This window comes from Lentibacillus kapialis (assembly GCF_014646635.1).
Taxonomy (GTDB): domain Bacteria; phylum Bacillota; class Bacilli; order Bacillales; family Amphibacillaceae; genus Lentibacillus; species Lentibacillus kapialis.
In genome coordinates this window covers 1-22,774 of record NZ_BMNQ01000043.1, presented here as the reverse complement: position 1 = coordinate 22,774, position 22,774 = coordinate 1, and the positions used below count along the sequence as shown (strand labels likewise).

The window sequence follows — 22,774 nt, the reverse complement described above, 5'->3', positions numbered from 1 at the left end:
ACGGAGGTTCGATTTACAAGGGGGAAGTATGATGGAACATGCATCAATCAATCTGAGTCATCTTGCAAAATCATACAGAAAACATGAAGCTGTAAAAGATCTAAATCTTGAAGTTAATAAAGGAGAGCTGTTCGGATTTCTCGGTCCGAATGGGGCAGGCAAAACAACAACCATCAAGATGCTTACCGGGCTGCTGGAGCCGACAAGCGGTTCAGCGCAAATCAATGGCATTGATATTTGGAAGAGTCCTCTAAAAGCAAAGGAGAAAATTGCCTACGTGCCTGATCAGCCGAATCTTTATCCAAAGTTGACGGGGTGGGATTATCTTGAATTTGTAGCATCTGTTTTTCGGATTCCCAACAGTCAATTTCAATCCAAGGCGAATGAACTGCTGAAGGTATTCAGCCTGACGGATCAAGCAAACGATCTAATTGAAAGCTACTCACACGGGATGAAGCAAAAAATTGCAATTTGTGGTGCACTCATGTCACATCCGGATGTGTTGTTTATGGATGAACCTACTGTCGGGCTGGACCCAAAAAGTGCGCGCACCCTTAAAAATTTACTTAGGGAGCTTTGCGATGGTGGCATGACAGTATTTCTGTCCACACACATACTCGAAATAGCCGAGCAGATGTGTGACCGGGTCGGGATTATTTTTGAAGGTGACATAATAGCGCTTGGAACGATGAATGAACTGAAAAGAGAGGACCATGCAGGTGAGAGTCTGGAGGATATCTTCCTCGAACTGACCGGCGGGGAGGATCAACAGGCCATTATCAGTGAGATTTCCGATGACGGTGATGCCAAATGATGAAGACACTTTTAATGAATCAATGGAAGGTATTCGTCAATACAATGAAAACACAGCCGGGCAAAAACTACTTCAGCTATATTGTCATGTTTGCAGTATTCGCCGTATTGCTTTATTGGCTATCAACAGGAATTTGGGCATTTGCCGATGGCATTACAGAACCGGTGTTTGCAGGCATCATGTCATACGGCTTTTTATTGGTTATAGGATTTATCATTCTGCTTGGACTGCCGCAAGTATTTAAGCACCTCTACGCGGCAACAGATCTTTATTTGTTGTTTACGATGCCGATTCCGACACGTTACATATTCTGGATCAAATATTTGCAAAGCTTTGTTGGCGTTCCATTACTGGTGTTCGTTCTTTATAGTGTTCCATTGTTTGTTTACGGCGCTTTTATTGGAGCGAGTGTACTATATTATCCGGTTGCAACGCTTGTTCTGATATCCGTGATTGTCATTGGTCTGTCAATCGCCTACGTGTTCAATCTGCTTTTGGTGCAAATTGTTCCAGCCTCTAAAGCAAATGAATTTATGACTGTAATGAGTGTGTTATCCGGAATTCTTGTTTATTTATTGTTCATGATTCCCAATCTGGTAAACGATCGTCCGATGTCCGAAATGATATTGGCGGGACTGCCGTTATTTCCTGAATGGGTGCCGGTTACGTGGGCAAGTGATGCCATTATTGGTGCGGCAGCAGGATCGGTTGACTTTCTTGTCCCGCTCCTCATGATCATGGCTCTCGCATCCATATTCTTCATCCTAACATCAACACTGGTTGAACGGGGCTTTCGCACAGGATGGGTGAAATTGAGCGAGGGCAAAGGCAAAAAACGAAAGAGAGCTGGTATCAAGAAGTCCGGGCCGAAGCTGAACCCTCCAATTTTAGCTGTCGGAAAAAAAGAGTGGTTTGCGATTAAACGTGATATGCGGGAGTGGCTTGTGTTTATGCCGATAATCTTTTTCCTTGTATTCGGATTTTTCGGGACCATGTCAGGCGGAGCGAGCATCAGCGATTTACGCGGTCCGAATGAAATAACATGGCCGATCACCCAGGCAATTCTATTGTTTATCTATGCGATGTTTAATGGACAAATTGCCAGCTCGACCATTGCTCGGGAAGCAAAGTCGCTATGGATATTGAACGTGTTACCTTTATCCGGGAAGGATATTGCCTTTGGTAAATTGTGGATCAGTTGGCTTATCCCTTTTGTAATATTGACAGTTATTGAAATAGTAGCCGGTTTATTCTTCGGCTGGACACTGATGCAATTCATCAGCGGTATTCTCATAAAGGCTCTGATTACGGTTGGTATTAGTAGTATTGGAATGTGGCTCGGTTCAATCGGGGCCAAATACAACCCGGCTAATCCACAAAACCGGCTCAAGTTCGGAACGGCATTACTTCTCATAATTGCTTCATATGTGTATCTGTTTCTAGCTCTAATCCCGTTTGTTATGCTGCTGATACCTATTGAGGTGGTAGATTTTGCACAAGAGGTCAGCCATAATGTTGACGGTTTCTTTGGCTGGATAGCCAGTTTTGTTTATGCGGTATTAAGCTGGAAGGTAGTTAATCCGATTATGGTCATAATAGCAGGGATTTTATTGACGCTGATCTTTTCACTGAGTGTAGCTTATCTTTTCACTATGATGAGTGCGCGTAAAATTGATCAGGGGATAGAAATTGAAATGGTGCACGATACGAAGTCAAAACCGTTACTCGGCAAAAAAGCAGGCGGTCTTTAACAAGGAGGTATAATTCTACCTCCCTCAAACATGTTCCGGAGGCATCCAAACATAAGCGGGAAAACCGGACATTTTTCTTTATGAAGGAGGCTTTTATTTTATGGATATCAAGAAGGCAACGCAGCAAGACGCGTCGGGGATTGCCCAAGTCCATATTGACAGCTGGCGGACAACCTACAAAAATATAGTCCCGGATAAGTTTCTGGCCAGCTTGGATTATGAAGAACGTACGACACGCTGGGAGCGAATTATAAGTGAAGGCAGTGTTTATATCGCGGAAACTGATGATGGGAAAATTGTCGGGTTTTCTTCTGGCGGCAAAGAACGCGAAGGAAAATACGACGGCTACGATGGCGAGCTGTATGCCATCTATATTTTCAGAGAATATCAAGGACAGGGAATCGGTAAAAAATTGGTCAAACCGGTTGCTGATGAACTTAGTGAAGCTGGATTTAAGTCGATGCTTGTATGGGTGCTGAAAGATAATGATGCCTCATATTTTTATGAAAAACTGGGCGGCAGGTATCTCGATACGTCTGATATTACGATTGCTGGAGCGAAATTGACAGGAATTGCCTATGGTTGGCCGGATATTAATGAACTAACGGAAGAAAAGTAGCTTTCATGTCCAGTGGGGGAGGCAAAAAATATACTAAAGATGCTTGAGGGAGAAATAATCGAAAATGGCACCATCTGCCGTTGTGATTAATGGGTTTTGATTAATTAGAAATAGAACCAATAGAAGTCTGTGGGTCACAAGCGGAGGAAATCATATGAAAAAGTTGATAAGACGTTTGATCAAATATGGTCCGATTATTTACCCTATGGTGCGCAAGTTTTTGAATAAACGGAAAAACAAACACTATAATCGTTAACTTAGGATACCCCGCCTCATCAAAAAATGGCATGTAATTAAGAGAACTTATGATACGTCTTTAAAGCTTTTAAAGGAAATAGTCTATAATCTTTCATCGGAACATGATACTATAAATCTATCATTTGGAAAAAAGGTGGTACATATATGCTTAAAGCGATCATATTCGATCTCGATGATACCTTGATATGGGATGAAAAAAGTGTTGATGCAGCGTTTAAGGTTGCTTGCAGACAGGCTTCACAAACGTACGATGTTGATCCGGACTTTCTGGAAAAAAAGATTCGGCAGCATGCCCAAAGCTTGTTCGCTTCCTATGATACATATGAATTCACGAAGATGATCGGCATCAGCCCGTTTGAAGGATTATGGGGGCAATTTGATGATGAAGGCGAATCCTTCCGTCAGCTGAAAGAAATTGCTCCGGTTTACCGCAAAGAGGCCTGGACGAACGCACTGAAAGAAGCGGGAATTGATGATGCCCAGCTGGCGCTGGAAATCGCTGATACGTTCCAGGCAGAACGGCAGAAAAATCAGTTTATTTTTGATGAGACATTTGATGTTTTGGATAACCTGCAAGAGAATTATAAGCTTTTGTTGCTTACCAACGGTTCTCCGGATTTGCAGCAGACTAAGTTGACTATCACACCGGAATTAAAGCCTTATTTTGACCATATTGTCATTTCCGGAGCATTCGGAAAAGGGAAGCCGGACCCATCAATTTTTAATCATGCACTTGGGCTGTTGTCTGTTGAAAAAAGTGAAGCGCTTATGGTAGGTGATAATCCGAATTCGGATATACTGGGTGCCTCACGGGCCGGTGTGCAATCTGTCTGGATCAACCATCAAAAATATGAAATCGGTAATGTCCAACCAACATTTGAAATAGCACGGTTGAGAAAGCTTTTGGATGTGTTGGAGCATCCGGGTTGAAATCGATGGCGGAAAGGAAAATATACGTTACCATACACTGTGAGGAAAAAGGTTAAACGTGTTGGGGGAAGCTTAACAGGGTAATGATAAAAAAAGCGCTTGAGTCAATTCAAGCACTTTTTTCTGTCATCTTTCATTGATAAATAAACCGTATCTTGTCGTCTTACTTGTTATTACAAATCGACCGCCGTTACATCATTAATTTCTTCAAGTTCCTTCAATGCTTCGAGTTCGCTCTGTTCCGGATACTTATCAATGCTCAAAATCATGATGGCGTTGCCACCGACGTCGGAGCGGTCAACCTGCATTGTGGCAATGTTAATATGTTGCTCGGCCAGAAGGCTCCCCATTTTTCCGATAACACCCGGTCTGTCCTTGTGATGAATGACAACCAGGTGGCCTACAGGCATTACGTCTACGCTGTAATCATCGACCCGTACGATACGGGCTCCGAGTCCATTTAAGAGGGTTCCAGATACACTGCGTATACCCGATTTTGTTTTCACTTCAACGGTCATTAGGTTGGTGAATCCTTTCGTCGTTGAAGTCCGGTTTTCATGAATGGTAATATCTTTTTTCGCAGCCAAATACTGGGCATTCACATCGTTTACCCGACTGCCAAGATGGCGCTCAAGCAGTCCCTTCACAGCGTTGCGGGTGATGGGAGCTATCTTGACGTCTGACAGCTCACCGGAATAATAGATATTCACTTCTTCCGGTACGTCGTCTGTTAAACGGATCAGAAACATCCCCAGTTTTTCGGCTAAATTGAAATACGGTTCGATTTGGCTGAAAATATCACTCGGGACCGATGGCAGATTAACTGGGTTTTTGACCTGGTCACCGTTTAAGTGGCTCAGGACATCATGGCAAACATCGATGGCCACATTTTCTTGTGCTTCCACAGTGCTTGCTCCCAAGTGTGGCGTAGCAACGACCTGCGGCAATTCCAGCAGTTTATGATCCTGGAATGGCTCTTCTTCAAGCACATCAATGGCAGCACCAGCCACTTTCCCGGAGACAATAGCGTCGTACAGTGCATCCTCCTCAATGATACCGCCCCGGGCACAGTTTACGATATGCACACCGTCTTTCATCTGCCGGAAAGCATCTGCCCCGATCATGTGCCGTGTTTCTTTCATTAGCGGTGTATGGACGCTAATATAGTCCGCTTCGCTTAAAACATCTTCAAATTCCCCGTACGTAATCCCCATTTTGTCTGCTTTTTCTTCCGTTAAAAACGGATCATAGGCGATGACGTTCATCCGCTGACCTTTGGCGCGATAGGCCACTTCAGTTCCAATGCGTCCGAGACCGATAATACCGAGCGTTTTATTTTTTACTTCAACTCCGACATACTTTGAGCGTTCCCATTTACGATTCTTTAAGGCTGAATGGGCCTGGGGTATCTTACGGGAAAGTGTCATCATCATGGCCATGGTATGTTCAGCAGCAGAATTGGTGTTGCCATTTGGTGCATTAACGACAATGATCCCGTTTTCAGTTGCCGCATCAAGGTCTATATTATCAACACCGACACCGGCACGACCGATGATATTAAGATTTTCAGCTCTTTCAATAATATTGCGGGTGACTTTGGTTTGACTTCGTACCAATAGAGCATCAAATTCCGGTATCCGTTTTTCCAGTTCTTCAGATTTCAAGTCGGTTTCCTTAGTGATAGAAACATCTTTGGCTTTATACAGAACATCTAGTCCTTCGTCACTGATGGGGTCTGCTATTAATATATGAAACATTTAAGAACCTCCTGTAAGAATCGTTTCCTGAGCTGCACTGATTCCCTTTCCAAGTTCGACAGGTTTTCCTATTGTACGTAATCCGACTTCAATCATACTGATGGTTTGCAGAATATCCGCCTGTGAGCAGTATCCCATGTGCCCGATTCGGAATATGTGGCCTTTCAAATGTTTCTGACCGCCAGCCACGGTCAGTTTGAACTCATTTTTCAGTACTTTCCGAAGTGTATCCGGATCAAAATCATCCGGTTTCATAGCTGTCACTGTCGGAGATGCGGCCTCGTCACTAGTCAAAAGGGGGATATCATGCGCTTTAAAGGCAGCTCGAATCATGTTCATCATCTGCCTGTGTCGCGAAAAGACTTCCTGAAGCCCTTCCTGCTCAATAAGTTCAGTCACGTGTTTGAGTCCGTATAATAATGATAAAGCTGGTGTGAAAGGTGTTGCGTCATTTTCCAGCTGATCGCGGTATTTTGTTAAATCAAAATAAAAAGAAGGGCGTGTGTTAGCTTCCATCACCTTCCAGGCCCGTTCACTTACGGCAGCAAATGTTAGACCTGGCGGGAGCATCATAGCCTTTTGGGAACCGGTTATGAGAACATCGATCCCCCATTCATCCATTTTAACGTCTGCACCACCAACACCGGAAACGCCATCAACGATAAAAAGCGTATCAGAATGCTGCCGGATAAGTCGAGCGAGTTCCTTAACAGGATTCAACACCCCAGTAGATGTCTCGCAAAGGGTCGCGAAAACCGCTTTAATATGTGGATGCTTTTTTAGGTATTCCTCAATTGATCCGGGATTGACGGCTTCTCCCCATTCGACATCATAGCGATGAGTGGCGATGTCATGTTCAGTGCATATTTGGGCAAAACGGTCACCAAACGCACCTGTCACAATAACCAGAACGTCATCTCCCGGGTGAACGGCATTAAGGACCGCAGCTTCCAAACCCGCAGTGCCGCTTCCGGCAAGCATCAACACATTCTGATTTGTTCCAAACACCGACTTTAACTTTGGCGAAATGCTATGTAATAATTCCTTCGTTTCCTGATCACGATGACCGATCATCGGTTGGTTCATTGCACGTTGTACACTTGGTGGGATCGGTGTTGGTCCAGGAATCCGTAAAAATTGCTGATCCGGCAACATGCTTTGTCTCCTTTCCTTCCTGTACGTCGTTAGTTTGATTTATCTATCATAGCAAAAATGTCATTATTGTCAATAATTCGTGATTATCAGAAAAGTTCGTTTCATTTCGTTGACCGTTTAAATGGAAAGGTAGACAAAATAAATGATGAAGATTATTCTTAATATTAACCATTTGTGTGAAGGGAGAGAGATTTCTGATGCGCATTGTTGTATTGGGTGCGGGAGCATTGGGTGTTTATTTCGGCGGACGCTGGATTGAAGCAGGCGCTGATGTCACATTTTTAGTCAGAGAAAAAAGAGCAGCGCAAATTAAAGAAAATGGCCTAAAAATCAATAGTACACACGGAGATTATGAGATTAAGGATCCCCATGTGCTGACAGATCCCGGCGAGGTTGAATCGGCGGATCTTGTGTTGTTCAGTGTCAAAGGTTTTCATCTTGAAGGTGCATTGGACCATTTAATTGCTCTAGCCGCAAAAGGTGCCTACGTCCTGCCGGTATTGAATGGCATCGAACACATAGGTATTCTGCAAGAAAGAATCGGTAAGGAATATGTGCTGGGCGGCTTGTCATACATTTTTGCCACGTTAAATGATGAAGGTCATGTTGAACAGGCCGGAGATATGCACCATTTGTATTTTGGGCCGCTTGAAGCTTCCCAGAAAAAAGTCTGCAAAAAACTGGAGGACATATCATATGATGCTGGGTTCATTTCAAAAAACCACCCGGGGATGATGCAGGAGATCTGGAAAAAATACATGTTCATCACGGCTCTATCAGGCGTGACCACGGCTTCAAATCTGCCGGTCGGATCGATTCGCGAGCACCCGGAATCACTTCATGTTGCCAAAATGATCCTTTGTGAAATTCAGGAATTGGCAGAAAAATTTGGTGCCGTCATCCCTGATGAAGACGTTGATGCCGCGATCAAGAATATATATTCACTGGATCCGAAAGCCACTTCTTCTATGCACAAAGATCGGCTGAAAGGTTTGCACCTTGAGGTTGATCATTTGCAGGGAGGAGCAGTCAGGATGGCAGAAACTGTTAACTTTGATGTCCCTTATATCAGGGCTATCCTTGGGATAATCAAGCCATATGAAAAAGCTTCAATTGGTTGATTGAATCAAATTATCCCGTCATGTACGCTGACCAGCGTTACATGACGGGTTTTGCAAGTCATCTTTAACGGCGTCCTTTAATTGTCTGGACTTCTATATTGAGCGCTTTAAACAGTGCAACAATCATAAGTATCATCACAAACGAGAACGGCAGTGCAGCTACAATGATGGTATTCTGAATGGCTTGCAGTCCACCAACATATAGCAGAATAAGTGCAACGGATGATTGGGCGATCCCCCATGTGATTTTCACCCTGTTTGCAGGCTCCAGTGAACCGTGTGTCGATTGCATACCGAGAACGAATGTGGCTGAATCGGCCGATGTAATAAAGAATGATCCGATCAGCAGAATAGCTACCACCGACAGAATGAGTGACAATGGTAATTGATCAAACATGTTAAATAAGACCAATTCTGTTGTGTATTGTGTCAGGTCAAAACCGCTGTTTTGAACGCTGCCAGCGGTTGTGCCGAATGCCGCATACCATATGGATACGAGCAGCGTCGGCAAAATCAGAACACCGGTCATGAACTGGCGGATAGTACGACCGCGTGATACACGGGCGATAAACATACCAACAAATGGTGCCCATGATATCCACCACGCCCAGTAGAAAATGGTCCACGCATCAAGCCAGGAGCGGTTGTCGCTTTCCAGTGGCGCTGTACGAAAGCTTGATTGGATAATGTTTTGTATGTACATGCCAAAGGTTTCGGTAAACATATTAAGAATGAGTAATGTCGGACCGATGACCAGCACTGCAACTAGCAGAATAACGGAAAGCACCATATTCGTGTTGGATAAATATTTAATACCTTTGCTTAAACCGGACCATGCTGAGATAAGAAATAACAACGTCACAACGCTAATGATGATAAATTGTGACGTGAAGCCCACTTCGAAATTGAACAAATGAGACAGACCGCCATTAATTTGGACAGCACCGAAGCCGAGGGATGTGGCTACCCCAAATACGGTAGCAAAGACGGCAAGCACGTCGATTAATGTGCCAAGCGGCCCTTCCATCTTTTTACCAAATAATGGCTTCAGGGTTGCCGATATCAATCCCGGCTCATCTTTCCGGAACTGGAAGAAAGCCAGTGCCAACGCGACAACGCCATACATCGCCCACACGTGCAAACCCCAGTGGAAATAGGAGTAGGCAAGGCCTTCCTTGAACGCTTGGTCGGAACCAGCCTCTGCAGTTGGTGCGTTTGACATATAGTGGGAAAGTGGTTCAGCAGCCCCGTAAAACACGAGTCCGATTCCCATTCCGGCTGAAAAAAGCATCGCTGTCCAGGTTGCTGTTGAGAAGTCCGGTCTGTCGTTATCTTTCCCAAGTCGGATTTTACCCATCGGACTAAGAGCAATGAAGATGGCGACAATAACGAGAGCCGACATAAGGAGCATATAGTACCATCCAAATGTTGTGGCAACATAGGATTTAATATTTCCGGTTATGCCCTCAAACTGTGCTGGAAATACGGCTCCAAATATAACGGTTATGATAACTAAAACAACTGTGATGTAAAAAACTCTTGAGACGTTTTTCATGAAACCCCCTGATGTATTGTGACGTCATGACAATTAACCCCCTTAGAAGGTTGTAAATACCGTCATTTATTAAAGGAATGCTATTTTATTATTATACGTAATTGCTGAAGAAATACAAATAATATCTTAAGCAGGCCCTTATAGAAAGAGGGAGGATAATGACTGTTCCACTTGCAAGCAGTCAACATACAAAAATGGAGAACCTCTGCTTAATTGTAGGCTCTCCATTAAATCATCAGTTTTCCATCATTTTTTTACGCTTATGTTCTTCTGACAAAAAGTTAAAGAAGGTCTGCATGCTGAATTTCGGCTTAGCTTTGACGTTCTTGATGTAATGATCTTTCATATAATCATTCACATGGTCGCTTTCCTTTATCCGCTTAATGATATGGTCCATCCCAATCTGCCGTATTTCTTTATTTAAATGCTTGGATTCTTTATACAGTGCGGCTCCAATTGCACCTAACAGAGCGTAAATGCCCAATGCGAGTAACATATTCCGGCTGTATCCTTCGATAATAAGCATGAAAAATAGATTGATAATTGAAATACTCAATAAAGGAATGGCAACAAACATATACTTGGAACTTTTCTTTAGTTTTGGTTTGACAAGCTCATCAATAATCTCCAGTTCTTTCTCGATAAATGTGGGCATCCCTTTGGACATGTATTGATTCATATATTTTATCTGCTCCCTTAAGGAATTCATCTATTCCCATTATATAATGTTAACTGCTATTTGTCATATTAAAAGCTTCATATGGATCTTTAAACGTTTTGGTTAAACAAGCAGGATTCCATGTTCGTTTTGTCGAAGTCATTAGTGATTGACTACAATTTAAAAATAGGCAATGATCTATGAATCGAAACATAAAATACTGGGGGAATGACGTTGTCGACGATTGAAGATTTTATGGAAATTGATATGCGTGTGGGTACAGTTTTAAAAGCAGAACCGTTTCCTGAAGCAAAAAAACCGGCTATCAAACTGGAGATCGATTTTGGTGACGCGATTGGAATTAAACAATCCTCGGCGCAGATTACCCGAAGATATGAACCGAAAGATATGGAGGGACGTCAAGTCATCGGTGTCGTGAACTTTCCGCCTATGCGAATCGCCGGTTATAAATCAGAGGTGCTAATCATTGGCGGCGTTCAGGAAGAAGATGACGTCGTGCTGCTAAGACCGGACGAAGCCGTTGCTAATGGGACCCGGGTTTCCTAATGGCTGGTCAGATTGGAAGGGGAATTTGATAATTGGGGGAGCGGCACATCATGCTGTCTACAATCAAACACAATAAAGAGGCTATCATTGAAACTGTTTTTGAAAAATCGCATTTCTGTTTTGTAGCTGTTGATGAAAATGGAATCGTTACTTTTCTAAACAATAATTATTGCCGATTCCTGGAGGTTGTTAAAGAAGAAGCCATTGGAGAACATGTTACAGACATAATTGAAAACACAAGAATGCACATTGTCCTTAAGACAGGTGAGGAAGAAATTGCTGATCTGCAATATATTCGCGGGAATCATATGATTGCTAATCGGATACCTGTTTTTTCCGGCGGGAAAATTGTCGGCGCGGTGGGTACCGTTTTATACAGGGATACAAAAGAATGGATGAAAATGAATACCCACATTAAAAATCTTTTGCTTGAACTGGAAAATTACCGTAAACAGTTAAGGAAGCAAACGGGAGCCAGCTATTCACTTCATGATATTGTGGGAAGTTCTGTTAAATTAAATGGTGTGAAAGAAAAAATCATAAAAACATCTTCCGGAGACGTTTCTATTCTTCTGGAAGGTGAAAGCGGTACAGGCAAGGAATTGTTTGCCCACAGCATTCATCAGTTAAGTGAGCGTCATAACAAACCATTTGTGAAAGTTAATTGTGCTGCAATTCCGGAGCATTTATTGGAATCAGAATTGTTCGGTTATGAAGGCGGCGCGTTTACCGGAGCCAAAAGAGAAGGGAAAATGGGGAAATTTGAGATGGCAGAAGGTGGTACGCTTTTTCTTGATGAAATTGCTGATATGCCATTGAACGCACAAGTGAAAATCCTTCGTGTCCTTCAGGAAAGAGAGGTTGAAAGACTTGGGTCAGAGGAAACCCGGGAAATTGACGTTAGAATCGTCACTGCAACCAATCAGTCACTGGAAAAGCTGATTGAACAGGAGCGTTTCCGTAAAGATCTGTATTACCGTATCAATGTTGTACGGATAACGATTCCACCACTCCGTGAACGTCCTGAAGACACCCGTGTCCTGGCGAAATATTTGCTGCGTCATATATCAAACCGTGCGGGCAGACGAGTGATTGATTTTGAGAAGGATGTTTTGGACTTTTTCCTGCATTACGGCTGGCCGGGTAATGTGCGGGAACTGGAAAACGTTGTGGAGTCCGCTGTTCACCTGACAAATTCTGAAATGATTACAAAGGCTGATTTGCCTGATCACATGCAGCATGAGATGGCTTTTAATCATAACAGTAAAAGTCTCAAAGATATTCTTGAAAAAACCGAAATAGAGGCTATAGGAAATGCACTCAAGCAGGTCGATGGTGATAAGATTAAAGCAGCAAAATTACTTGGGATTGGAAAATCAAGCTTCTACGAGAAAGCCAAAAAATATGGATTTTAAAAGTTTTCCGGGTCAACGGAAAGTATTCCGGATTCCTGGAATGACTAATTTACACGAAATATAGTTAACAGCGGCTCCTTTTTCCGTAATTGCGGAAAAAGGAGCCGCTTGTTCGTTTACTTATTATTGTATAAAGAGCATTTTTTTAGTTGGCACATTTTTTGCTTTGTATTTGTGAAGGGGTGACATAAAATGAAAGCGTTTTAATTAACCGGTGATATGCCGTGAAGAAAAACTTATAGAAACGAGGAGGTAACATATGAGAAACAATGTTGTATTTATTACGGGGGCAGCCAGTGGAATAGGGTATGAAATTGCTTTTGAATTTGCCAAGAACGGTTCAAAAGTGGCTATATCGGATATTAATCACGAAAAACTTAAAGAAGCTGCTGAAGAATTACGTCATCAAGGTTTTGACTGTATAGGGCTCATGTGTGATGTAACCAATGAAAATGAATTGAAGCAGTGTATCGATAAGACGGTGGAGGCATATGGACAATTGGATGTGTTGATCAATAATGCCGGGTTGCAACATGTTGCTTCGCTTGAGGATTTTCCTACTGAGAAGTTTGAGTTCATGACAAAGGTCATGTTGGTTGCTCCATTTATGGCAATGAAACATGTCTTTCCGATTATGAAAAAGCAAGGATACGGCCGGATTATCAATATGGCTTCTATTAACGGGTTGATCGGTTTTGGTGGGAAAGCAGCCTATAACAGTGCCAAACACGGTGTAATTGGTTTGACTAGAGTGGCTGCTCTGGAAGGGGCCAATTACGGTATTACAGTTAATGCGATGTGTCCAGGGTATGTGGATACACCACTTGTACGCAATCAATTTGAAGGTTTGGCTAAAAATCGTGGTGTTTCAGTTGAAAAAGTCTTGGAAGAAGTGTTGTATCCGCTTGTACCACAAAAAAGGCTTTTAGAAGTTCAGGAAATTGCTGATTACTCGATGTTCCTTGCGAGTGATAAGGCAAAAGGTATCACCGGGCAGGCAGTCGTACTTGATGGCGGCTATACCGCCCAGTAATCAAGAAATCATTGGCCAAAGCCAGAAAAAATATTGAAATGAACATGGAGGGGTATTATGTTTGGAATCATACTTGGACTGGCCGTATTGATGGGGCTTGCTTATATCGGGTGGTCCATCCTTTGGGTAGCACCAATAGCTGCCGGTGTGGTGGCACTCACCGGAGGCCTTGATTTGCTGGATGCTTACAAAGACACTTATATGGGCGGTTTGGTTGATTTTGCGAAAAGTTGGTTTCCGGTATTTATGCTGGGAGCAATTTTTGGGAAACTGATGGAGGATACTGGAATGGCGAGGTCAGTTGCAGTTGCACTGACAAAACTAATTGGTAAGGAACGGGCGATTCTGGGGGTTCTTGCGTCAGCTGCTGTACTCACATATGGAGGCGTCAGTTTGTTTGTTGTTGTTTTTGCTGTCTATCCGCTGGCACTCACTATGTTTAAAGAGGCGAATATACCGAGAAGGCTGATTCCAGCGACAGTGGCACTTGGTGCATTTACATTTACCATGACAGCGGTGCCGGGCACACCACAAATACAAAATCTGATCCCGATGGAATATTTCGCTACCGATGCCATGGCAGCACCGTTCATGGGAATTGCAGCTATGATGGTTATGGCAGTCGGTGGTTATCTTTATTTGCGCCGTCGGGAGAAAAAACTGAAAGCGGAAGGGGAAGCCTATACGGAGCCAAAGGATAAAAATGTGCTCAACCAGGATGCGGTTACACCTAATTTTTTCTTATCATTATTACCGTTGCTGACAGTCCTGGTTACTCTTAATGCATTTGGATGGGACATTATTGTGGCCCTAATATCAGGGATTCTCCTAATTATGCTGCTTAATCTGCCGAAATTTAAGGGGTTTGTTAGTGCTATCAACAGTGGTGCAAGCGGATCTGTTACAGCAATACTCAATACAAGTGCCGCTGTCGGCTTTGGAACAGTAGTCAAAGCGGTTCCCGGATTCGATCGTTTGACTGAACTTTTGATGGGTATCCGTGGGAATCCGCTTATTTCTGAAGCCGTGACGGTAAATATTTTGGCAGGGGCAACCGGTTCAGCTTCCGGCGGTTTGGGGATAGCACTTGAAGCACTTGGATCGCGATATTACGAAATTGCAATGGAAAGTGGCATCAGTCCTGAGGCCTTCCATAGAATTGCATCATTGGCGTCCGGCGGATTGGATGCTCTTCCGCATAATGGCGCAGTGCTGACATTGTTTGCTATTACCGGGATGACACATAAAGACAGTTATAAAGATGTTTTCGTCGTAGCGGTTTTGATACCGGTTGTTGCTGTGGCGGTAGCCATATTGCTTGCGTCAATCGGTATTTACTAAATATAGCGTATCTGCATAGCAGCTCCAAGAGTCTTCATAATTTTTTCGGAATGGTTATGAAGACATTTTTCTGAGAGTGGAACAGCTCATCTGCATTAAAATATTTCAACATTTCTGTTATAATAGGAGGTGCGAATGGAGGATCGACATGCGAATTAAAATCACAAGTGTATTTGTAGACGATCAGGAAAAAGCATTGCAATTTTATACAGAAGTTCTCGGGTTCCGGAAGAAAATGGATACGCCGGCAGGTGACTTTAAATGGTTGACGGTGGTATCACCGGAAGAGCCGGATGGGGTTGAACTGCTTTTGGAACCAAATGAGAACGATGCGGCCATAACTTATCAACAAACGATTTATGAAGAGGGTATTCCAAGCACATCCTTTGTCGTGGATGACATTCAGGCTGAATATGAGCGCCTGAAAAAGCATGGCGTGGCATTTTCGATGGAACCGACTGAAGCAGGGCCGGTCACGTTTGCCATTTTCGATGATACGTGTGGTAACCTGATTCAAATTTCACAGGCCCGATAAAGGATAAGCCACACACAATAGGGGGAACTTATTCATGGAGGGGACACAGACGAATACAAAACTGGTGGAGGAATTGCAGCAAGCCTTGGCTACAGAACGTGTGACCACCAATGAGACGATGTTAGAGCAGCACAGCTCGGATGAATCATATCATACACCCCATTTGCCGGACATTGTTGTGTTTCCGGACAATGCTGATGAGGTAAGTGAAACGATTAGACTGGCAAATCAGTATGAAATGCCTGTTGTGCCATATGGGTATGGATCTAGTCTTGAAGCCAATGTTATTCCGGAACACGGCGGCATTGTGATTGATTTTGCCAATATGAACAAGGTGTTGGAAGTACGCCAGGATGACTTTCTTGTGAAGGTACAGCCAGGTGTCACTCGGTCGCAGTTGGAAAAAGAATTAAAAAAATACGGTCTGTTTTTTACGGTCGACCCTGGTGCAGATGCCACAATCGGAGGCATGGCAGCGACCAATGCGAGCGGGACAACATCGGTTAAGTATGGCATTATGCGGGACAATGTGCGTGATATGGAAGTTGTCCTGGCAGATGGCACCATCATACATACCGGCAGCATGGCGGCCAAATCATCGTCCGGCTATAACCTGAATGGACTCTTTATCGGATCGGAAGGAACATTGGGGTGCTTTACCGAACTGACATTGAAAGTCATCGGGATCCCGGAGCATATAATGGCTGCAAGGGCAGAATTTGACAGTGTGGATGATGCAGTCAGTGCTGTTATTGCCATCATGCAAGCCGGTATCCCGATTGCCCGTGTGGAATTGGTGGATGAAGAATCGATTAAGCAAATGAACAGGTATAGTGAAACAGATTATAGCGAAGTGCCGACATTGTTTCTGGAGCTGCACGGCAATGAATCCGGCTTAAAGCACGACATTGCCTTTATGAAGGAAATTGTCAGTGACATGCGATGCCGGCAGATTGAGTTCGAAACGGAAACCGCCGGACGTAACAAACTATGGGAAGCTCGTCATAATGCGGCATATGCATTTATTCATAACCATCCGGGGAGAAAGCAGATGGTCACAGATGTTTGTGTGCCGATTTCTGAATTGGCCGGTGCGGTTAAAGATGCAAGAGTCGCCATTGGCGAATCAGGGCTTTCCGGTGGGATTGTCGGACATGTCGGTGACGGTAACTATCATATATTATTGATGCTTGACCCCGATAATCCGGATGATATTGAACGTGCCAATAAACTGAATGAGCGGATTGTTGAGTATGCACTTCAGCGCGGCGGCACTTGCACCGGTGAACATGGTGTCGGCACAGGCAAACAAAAATATCAAAAGCGTGAACATGGCGAGGCGCTTGGTGTTATGCGCAAAATCAAACAGGCGCTCGATCCTGAAAGTCTTTTGAACCCTGGAAAAATAATAGAATAAAGCAGAAATCATGGTGCTGCCAAGGTTTCCGCTGAAAATCGATCGAGACGCGCTGTCGGCGATGGTCTTGTTCTCTGTCATGTGAAAAAGATCTGTATCAATTTGTTGCATAATTTGGTAAACTTAAAGGAGTAAAAGCCGGCCGGCGACAGAATGGTGGTGATTCACAATGAGCTCTTTTCCAGCCGATTATGCATGGTATGAACTGGTTAGTCCTATTACGTTGGTGACGGCGGTGCTGCTCTGTTATTGGTATGGAAGGACGATTATCAAATCACCTCACTATAATGTGACAAGCAAACATAAGACGTATTTTTTTACAGCTATCATTTTATTCTATCTTGTGGAAGGGTCACCTTTTGCTCTGGCCGCTGATGATTATTTGGTCAGTGCGCTGGTATTTCAGTTGTCCACGATGGCTTTTGTTGTTGTCCCGCTATTTATCCTGAGTTTACCAAAGAGGTATTTGAAAGTTTTCTTCTGGCATCACAAACGGTCACATATTGCTAAATTCCTATTTGCACATCCATGGCCGTTGGCGGTGTTGTTCAATGGCCTTGTTACGGTATTCCTGATTCCGTCCGTTTTTAATGCTGTAACTGGAAATACACTGCTTCAGTTTCTCTATGAAGTGCTTTTGGTGACATTCGCCTTTCTTACATGGTGGATTATCATTCAGCCATTGAAAGAAATATCTGATCACAGCTATTTCATGCGTGTTGCCTACGTGTTTTTTACGGCGTTGTTCTTGATGCCGATTGGTATCTTTCTATTGGTTATACAGGACCCGCTGTATCCCGCCTACACAGCGGTTTCCGGCCAGTTGCTTCCTGCTTTGACGGCTGTTTATGATCAACAGCTGGCGGGAGGTGTGCTGAAATTCCTGCAACTGTCCAGTTATTCGGTCGCCTTGTTTTACTTGTTAAAAATGTGGGGGCTGCAAGAGGAAGAAAACGAAGGCAACGTTGATGAAGACACGCGTGTCGTTCAGGGTGTTGTCATTAAATTGAATGAGCACAATAAACGAAAAAACCGAAGAAAGCGGTAGAAAGCAGCATTTATCATATTAAAACAGCTTGCGGCAAAACGTCTGCAAGCTGTTTTCCTTTGTGACGTCACAAAGTATCATTATGGATGACCTTACATGATAACTTTTAAGTGTTGTATTCGAAGTAAGGCTCTCGCCCGGATCGGCGGGATTGAAAGGTCTACAGGCAAAGTCCAGCCCAGCACAATATCTGGATACAAGAGAGCGGCGCTGTTGGGTGAATCGCCTGAAAGGGTGGGGAAACCTATGTGGAGTGCATATTCTGCGGGAAAACCGAAAAGATTTTATATGGCACTTGGCGCAGTAATTGGTCTTAACAGTATGATGCGACTGATGAAGAACCAATGCGTCAGAAAACGGCCGTGAGGAAGACGGACAAGCCCTAATATTATGTGACCGTGCCCGTCTTAACGGTAGGAAATGTCACTTTATAAATAACTTTGAGGCTATCAATATTCAGAAATCATCCGGTGAGATCAAAATCCCTATGGACTTGATACATGTTTAAAAGCTTATCAAGTTGCTGACTGCAATTTATTGTCTTTTGATCAGTTAAGCCATATGTCAAACCCGTTTCAATCATTTCGCTTTTCTTGGCAAGTATAGCCATTTCCAACCCCGGATTTTTTGGACTTATGTTCATCCTATATCCACCTTTCAACAAATATAAAATTTTTGGGAGTGTTTAACTTTAAAAAGCACACAAAAATTATTATGCCTATTACTGATGTGAAACACAATAGATTCTACATACAAAGCCAAAACATTACATAAAGCGACATAATGTAACAACATGATCTGGCGCAATAACTTTCAGGTAACAGACATAATTAAAAGGTGGGATATCAAAAACGGAGATTGTTCCATTCCTCCAACACATCGCCGATTTCCCGTGAGTGAATAACATCATCGGCATATTGGTCAAAGTCAGTCGCGTCACGGTTGACAATCACCAGTTTCGCTCCATTCTGTTTGGCAATCAGCGGAAATTGGTTGGCCGGCGTGACACTTAACGAAGATCCCAGTACTATGAACAAGTCGGCTTTTTCTGACTCTGCCAGTGCCAATTGAAAAGCATCTTGTGGCAGCATTTCTCCAAACAGTGTGATGGAAGGCCGTAAAATACCGCCACATTCACAGTGATATTCCTGATTGACATATTCTTCGCTTTTATATTCCTTTCCGCACGATTGACAGTGTAATTTCTGTAAGGTCCCGTGCAGTTCAGAGACGTTTTCACTGCCGGCCTTCTGATGAAATCCGTCGACATTTTGTGTAATGATTGACTGGACAAGCCCTTGATTTTCCCAGTCCGCCAAAATCCGGTGACCTTTATGTGGCTTATAATCCTTTACGTTGAGCACCCGCGTCCGGTAAAAATCGATAAATTCATCCACGTTGTAGTTTAAAGCCTCCGTACTGGCAATCTTGCCGGGATCCTGCTGGTTCCACAGCCCCTGATTAACCGAGCGGAAGTCAGGCAGACCACTTTCTGTTGACATGCCGGCACCAGTAAATACGACTGTATGGTTTGCGTCGTTTAACCAATTTTTCATGACTGTTGTACCTCCTTGCCACGGCTCCGGTGATTTTTCCGTTTTCAATAATCGGAAAGGAGTTGTTGAAGGTTGTGATTTCTTTGCCTTTATTGTTAAAATAGGTTTGTTTAAAACGATTGTTTCACCGTTCTGGTTAATGGCATGAATGACGATATCAACTGCCTTAAGCAATTGTTCATAAAGCAAGTTCATGTTGATGGGTATCTGAGCATCATTTTGATTTCGTTTCATTTCATCACCTTCAATTATCAGTTTATTAGATTGGCCTCTGTAACGCAAAAATAGTTGGCATGCATTTGGCTAGTAGTTGATAAGTGCAAAAAAAATTTGCGAATAAATGGTACTTGCATTCCGAAAAGGACGATATGCCGGCAATCAAAAGTTGGCATGACATTTGCTTTTTAATTAAATGAGAAGCTAAAAGGAGGTTTTCTGATGAGTACGAAAACGAATATGACAAACGATATTATTGAAAAGACTGATCAATATGGTGCCCAAAACTACAAACCGCTGCCCGTTGTTATTTCAGAAGCAGAGGGTGTTTGGGTAAAGGATCCTGAGGGTAATCAATATATGGATATGCTGAGTTCTTATTCGGCGCTTAATCAGGGACACCGCCACCCGAAAGTGATGGAAGCACTAAGAAAACAGTCAGAGAAAGTAACGCTGACATCACGTGCGTTTCATAATGATCAACTTGGCTCGTTTTATGAGAAGGTATCCAAGCTTACCGGAAAAGACATGGTTCTGCCGATGAACTCGGGAGCCGAAGCAGTTGAAACGGCTATTAAAGCAGCACGCCGCTGGGGCTATGATGAGAAAGAAATTGCAGAAAATCAAGCAGAAATCATCGCTTGTGAAGACAATTTCCATGGACGGACAATGGCTGCTGTATCATTGTCATCCGATCCTGATAACAAACGGGGATACGGACCAATGCTGCCAGGGCTAAAAGTCATTCCTTACGGTGATATCGAAGCACTGAAAGAAGCAATCACACCTAACACGGCTGCATTTTTATTTGAACCAATCCAAGGAGAAGCAGGCATTAACATCCCGCCGGAAGGTTTTCTGAAAGAAGCCTATGATGTATGTCAAGAAAACAATGTTCTATATATGGCTGATGAAATTCAGGCCGGCCTTGGCCGTTCCGGTAAAATGTTTGCCTGTGACTGGGAAGATGTCACACCTGATGTGTACATTTTAGGAAAAGCTCTTGGCGGAGGTGTCATGCCGGTTTCTTGTGTCGCTGCCAATGAAGATGTGCTTGGAGTATTCAATCCGGGATCTCACGGTTCAACATTTGGTGGAAATCCGTTGGCAAGTGCCGTTGCGATTGCAGCAATTGACGTCATTGAAGACGAGCAGCTGGCTGACAGGTCACTGAATCTGGGTAATTATTTTCAGAAACAACTAAACGAAATTGACAATCCGACTATTAAAGAGGTGCGGGGAAAGGGTTTATTTGTAGGTGTTGAACTGCATGAGCCGGCAAGATTTTACTGTGAACAGCTAAAAGAAAAAGGCCTTCTTTGCAAAGAGACGCATGAGAATGTCATCCGGTTTGCACCACCGCTTATTATCAGCCATGAAGATCTTGATTGGGCAATTGAGAAAATTAAGGAAGTATTGTCCAACTAGTGGCTTATTATTTTTCTAAGGAAGTGAATCATTAAAATGGCTAAAACAGCAGATAATGTACAAACGGAAGAATCGCTTGATTTACTTAAATCCACACAGGTTATCATCAGGGAAGCCCTTGATAACTTGGGTTATCCGGATGAAGTCTTTCAATTGTTGAAAGAGCCGATGCGGGTATTGACTGTCCGTTTTCCCGTCCGTATGGATGATGGAAAGGTCAGAATGTTTACCGGTTATCGCGCACAGCATAGTGATGCGGTCGGCCCGACTAAAGGGGGTGTCCGCTTTCATCCGGATGTAAATGAAAAAGAAGTCAAAGCATTGGCAATGTGGATGAGCATGAAAAGCGGTATTGTTGATATTCCATATGGCGGCGGAAAAGGCGGCATTATTTGCGATCCTCGGGAAATGTCTTTCCGGGAAGTAGAAGGGATTTCACGCGGTTATGTTCGTGCAATCAGTCAAATTGTCGGCCCCACGAAAGACATCCCGGCGCCTGATGTGTTCACAAACTCACAAATTATGGCTTGGATGGTTGACGAATACAGCATTATCAGTGAGTTTGATTCGCCTGGATTTATTACGGGCAAACCGATTGTGTTAGGTGGATCACATGGTCGGGATACGGCGACAGCTAGAGGTGTCACCATCTGTGTTGAAGAAGCGGCACGAAAACGTGGAATGGACTTGCAAGGCGCGAAGGTGATTGTGCAGGGATTCGGAAATGCCGGAAGTTATCTGTCCAAGTTCATGCATGATGAGGGCGCCAAAGTTGTTGGTATTTCAGATGCATACGGTGCCATTTATGATGAAAATGGACTTGATATTGACTACTTGCTGGAAAAGCGCGACAGCTTTGGCACAGTGACTAATCTGTTTAACAATACTATTTCCAATAAAGAATTGTTTGCCGCAGATTGTGATATCCTTATTCCGGCTGCCATTGCCAATCAAATTACGGAGGAAAATGCCCCGGATATCAAAGCCTCCATTATTGTCGAAGCGGCCAATGGTCCGACAACATTGGGAGCAACGAAGATTCTTACCGACCGTGACGTTTTGATAGTTCCGGATGTACTTGCCAGCTCCGGCGGGGTAACTGCCTCTTACTTTGAATGGGTCCAAAATAATATGGGCTATTATTGGAGCGCTGAGGAAGTGGCTGAAAAATTACAATCGAATCTTGTGAAGGCTTTTAATAAAGTTTATGATGCATCTGAACAGCACAGAGTCAATATGCGTCTTGCCGCTTATATGGTCGGTATCCGCAGAATGGCTGAAGCAGCCCGGTTCAGAGGCTGGGTTTAGGTTTAAAAGGTTTTAATAAACGCCCAATCATGTTCTTATATCAGACATGATTGGGCGTTTATTGCTTCAGTGATGCGGCTGGAATAAGCAGTTTTTTTATAACGTCAGAAAGTATAAATAATGGGTGACCTTATAAGAAACGCTTCGGCATTCGCTATAAGGCGACGCGAATGCCGAGTTTTTCTAGAAAGATCAGAAAGTATATAATTTTTAGCCCTATTGATACTTCGTCGAATATTGCCACGTCCGGCTCTAGCACTAATGCTGTAGCGTGACTCCTCGATAAGTCAAT

At 43.5% G+C, this 22,774-nt stretch carries 21 protein-coding genes; 15 read left to right on the top strand and 6 right to left on the bottom strand.

The genetic code is table 11. From position 1 onward, the window contains the following. The first annotated feature begins 28 nt into the window (after window positions 1–28). The 5 genes from IEW67_RS12935 (at window position 29) to IEW67_RS12920 (ending at window position 4,372) form a co-directional block, all read left to right on the top strand. A complete protein-coding gene (locus tag IEW67_RS12935; protein WP_308430735.1) occupies window positions 29–814 on the top strand; it encodes an ABC transporter ATP-binding protein in 786 nt (261 codons plus the stop codon). After that, complete coding sequence (locus IEW67_RS12930; protein WP_188633494.1) at window positions 811–2,565, top strand: putative ABC transporter permease subunit; 1,755 nt, start codon at window positions 811–813, stop codon at window positions 2,563–2,565. The genes IEW67_RS12935 and IEW67_RS12930 overlap by 4 nt, the downstream gene beginning before the upstream one ends. 100 nt (window positions 2,566–2,665) lie before the next feature. After that, window positions 2,666–3,184, top strand: coding sequence for a GNAT family N-acetyltransferase (locus tag IEW67_RS12925; RefSeq protein WP_188633493.1), 519 nt, complete (start codon window positions 2,666–2,668; stop codon window positions 3,182–3,184). 154 nt (window positions 3,185–3,338) lie between these two features. Next, the gene (yxzF, locus tag IEW67_RS18585) at window positions 3,339–3,440 is read left to right on the top strand and encodes a small protein YxzF (protein WP_229671841.1); all 102 of its coding nucleotides are present in this window, start codon (window positions 3,339–3,341) and stop codon (window positions 3,438–3,440) included. A 146-nt stretch (window positions 3,441–3,586) separates the two neighbouring features. Then, window positions 3,587–4,372: an HAD family hydrolase gene (locus IEW67_RS12920; protein WP_188633492.1), complete on the top strand. Its 786-nt coding sequence runs from the start codon at window positions 3,587–3,589 to the stop codon at window positions 4,370–4,372. Window positions 4,373–4,545: 173 nt separating this feature from the next. Here the strand turns inward: IEW67_RS12920 and serA are convergent, their stop codons facing one another. Then, on the bottom strand, window positions 4,546–6,129 hold the full coding sequence (gene serA, locus IEW67_RS12915) for a phosphoglycerate dehydrogenase (RefSeq protein ID WP_188633491.1): 1,584 nt from the start codon (window positions 6,127–6,129) through the stop codon (window positions 4,546–4,548). Further along, window positions 6,130–7,284: a pyridoxal-phosphate-dependent aminotransferase family protein gene (locus IEW67_RS12910; protein WP_188633490.1), complete on the bottom strand. Its 1,155-nt coding sequence runs from the start codon at window positions 7,282–7,284 to the stop codon at window positions 6,130–6,132. Between the two features lie 197 nt (window positions 7,285–7,481). On the opposite strand from IEW67_RS12910, the gene IEW67_RS12905 reads away from it, so the two are divergent. Further along, complete coding sequence (locus IEW67_RS12905) at window positions 7,482–8,405, top strand: ketopantoate reductase family protein (protein ID WP_188633489.1); 924 nt, start codon at window positions 7,482–7,484, stop codon at window positions 8,403–8,405. Between the two features lie 64 nt (window positions 8,406–8,469). On the opposite strand, the gene IEW67_RS12900 is transcribed toward IEW67_RS12905, so the two are convergent. Next, window positions 8,470–9,960, bottom strand: a complete 1,491-nt coding sequence (locus IEW67_RS12900) for a glycine betaine uptake BCCT transporter (protein WP_188633488.1) — start codon at window positions 9,958–9,960, stop codon at window positions 8,470–8,472. 235 nt (window positions 9,961–10,195) lie between these two features. Then, a complete protein-coding gene (locus IEW67_RS12895; RefSeq protein ID WP_188633487.1) occupies window positions 10,196–10,639 on the bottom strand; it encodes a DUF5392 family protein in 444 nt (147 codons plus the stop codon). A 213-nt stretch (window positions 10,640–10,852) separates the two neighbouring features. Between IEW67_RS12895 and csaA the strand changes: the two genes are divergently transcribed. From csaA to IEW67_RS12860, 7 genes are all read left to right on the top strand, one after another. Further along, window positions 10,853–11,185 (top strand): chaperone CsaA, encoded by a 333-nt coding sequence (gene csaA / locus IEW67_RS12890; RefSeq protein WP_188633486.1) that lies wholly within the window; start codon window positions 10,853–10,855, stop codon window positions 11,183–11,185. A 50-nt stretch (window positions 11,186–11,235) separates the two neighbouring features. Then, complete coding sequence (locus IEW67_RS12885; protein WP_188633485.1) at window positions 11,236–12,600, top strand: sigma-54 interaction domain-containing protein; 1,365 nt, start codon at window positions 11,236–11,238, stop codon at window positions 12,598–12,600. A 259-nt stretch (window positions 12,601–12,859) separates the two neighbouring features. After that, a complete protein-coding gene (locus IEW67_RS12880) occupies window positions 12,860–13,633 on the top strand; it encodes a 3-hydroxybutyrate dehydrogenase (protein ID WP_188633484.1) in 774 nt (257 codons plus the stop codon). 57 nt (window positions 13,634–13,690) lie between these two features. Further along, a complete protein-coding gene (locus tag IEW67_RS12875; protein ID WP_188633483.1) occupies window positions 13,691–14,974 on the top strand; it encodes a GntP family permease in 1,284 nt (427 codons plus the stop codon). A gap of 148 nt (window positions 14,975–15,122) precedes the next feature. Continuing rightward, window positions 15,123–15,509: a VOC family protein gene (locus IEW67_RS12870; RefSeq protein WP_188633482.1), complete on the top strand. Its 387-nt coding sequence runs from the start codon at window positions 15,123–15,125 to the stop codon at window positions 15,507–15,509. Window positions 15,510–15,543: 34 nt separating this feature from the next. Then, window positions 15,544–16,926 (top strand): FAD-binding oxidoreductase, encoded by a 1,383-nt coding sequence (locus IEW67_RS12865; RefSeq protein ID WP_188633481.1) that lies wholly within the window; start codon window positions 15,544–15,546, stop codon window positions 16,924–16,926. Window positions 16,927–17,095: 169 nt separating this feature from the next. After that, a complete protein-coding gene (locus IEW67_RS12860) occupies window positions 17,096–17,974 on the top strand; it encodes a cytochrome c oxidase assembly protein (RefSeq protein WP_188633480.1) in 879 nt (292 codons plus the stop codon). 463 nt (window positions 17,975–18,437) lie between these two features. On the opposite strand, the gene IEW67_RS12855 is transcribed toward IEW67_RS12860, so the two are convergent. After that, the gene (locus IEW67_RS12855; RefSeq protein WP_229671840.1) at window positions 18,438–18,617 is read right to left on the bottom strand and encodes an aspartyl-phosphate phosphatase Spo0E family protein; all 180 of its coding nucleotides are present in this window, start codon (window positions 18,615–18,617) and stop codon (window positions 18,438–18,440) included. Window positions 18,618–18,819: 202 nt separating this feature from the next. Further along, window positions 18,820–19,530, bottom strand: coding sequence for an NAD-dependent protein deacylase (locus tag IEW67_RS12850; RefSeq protein WP_188633505.1), 711 nt, complete (start codon window positions 19,528–19,530; stop codon window positions 18,820–18,822). Between the two features lie 438 nt (window positions 19,531–19,968). Here IEW67_RS12850 and IEW67_RS12845 point away from each other — a divergent pair, with 438 nt between their 5' ends. Both IEW67_RS12845 and IEW67_RS12840 read left to right on the top strand, forming a co-directional pair. Continuing rightward, window positions 19,969–21,174 carry an ornithine--oxo-acid transaminase gene (locus IEW67_RS12845; protein WP_188633479.1) on the top strand — a complete coding sequence of 402 codons (1,206 nt, stop codon included), beginning with the start codon at window positions 19,969–19,971 and terminating at the stop codon, window positions 21,172–21,174. A 36-nt stretch (window positions 21,175–21,210) separates the two neighbouring features. Further along, a complete protein-coding gene (locus IEW67_RS12840; protein ID WP_188633478.1) occupies window positions 21,211–22,482 on the top strand; it encodes a Glu/Leu/Phe/Val family dehydrogenase in 1,272 nt (423 codons plus the stop codon). Window positions 22,483–22,774: the final 292 nt, after the last annotated feature.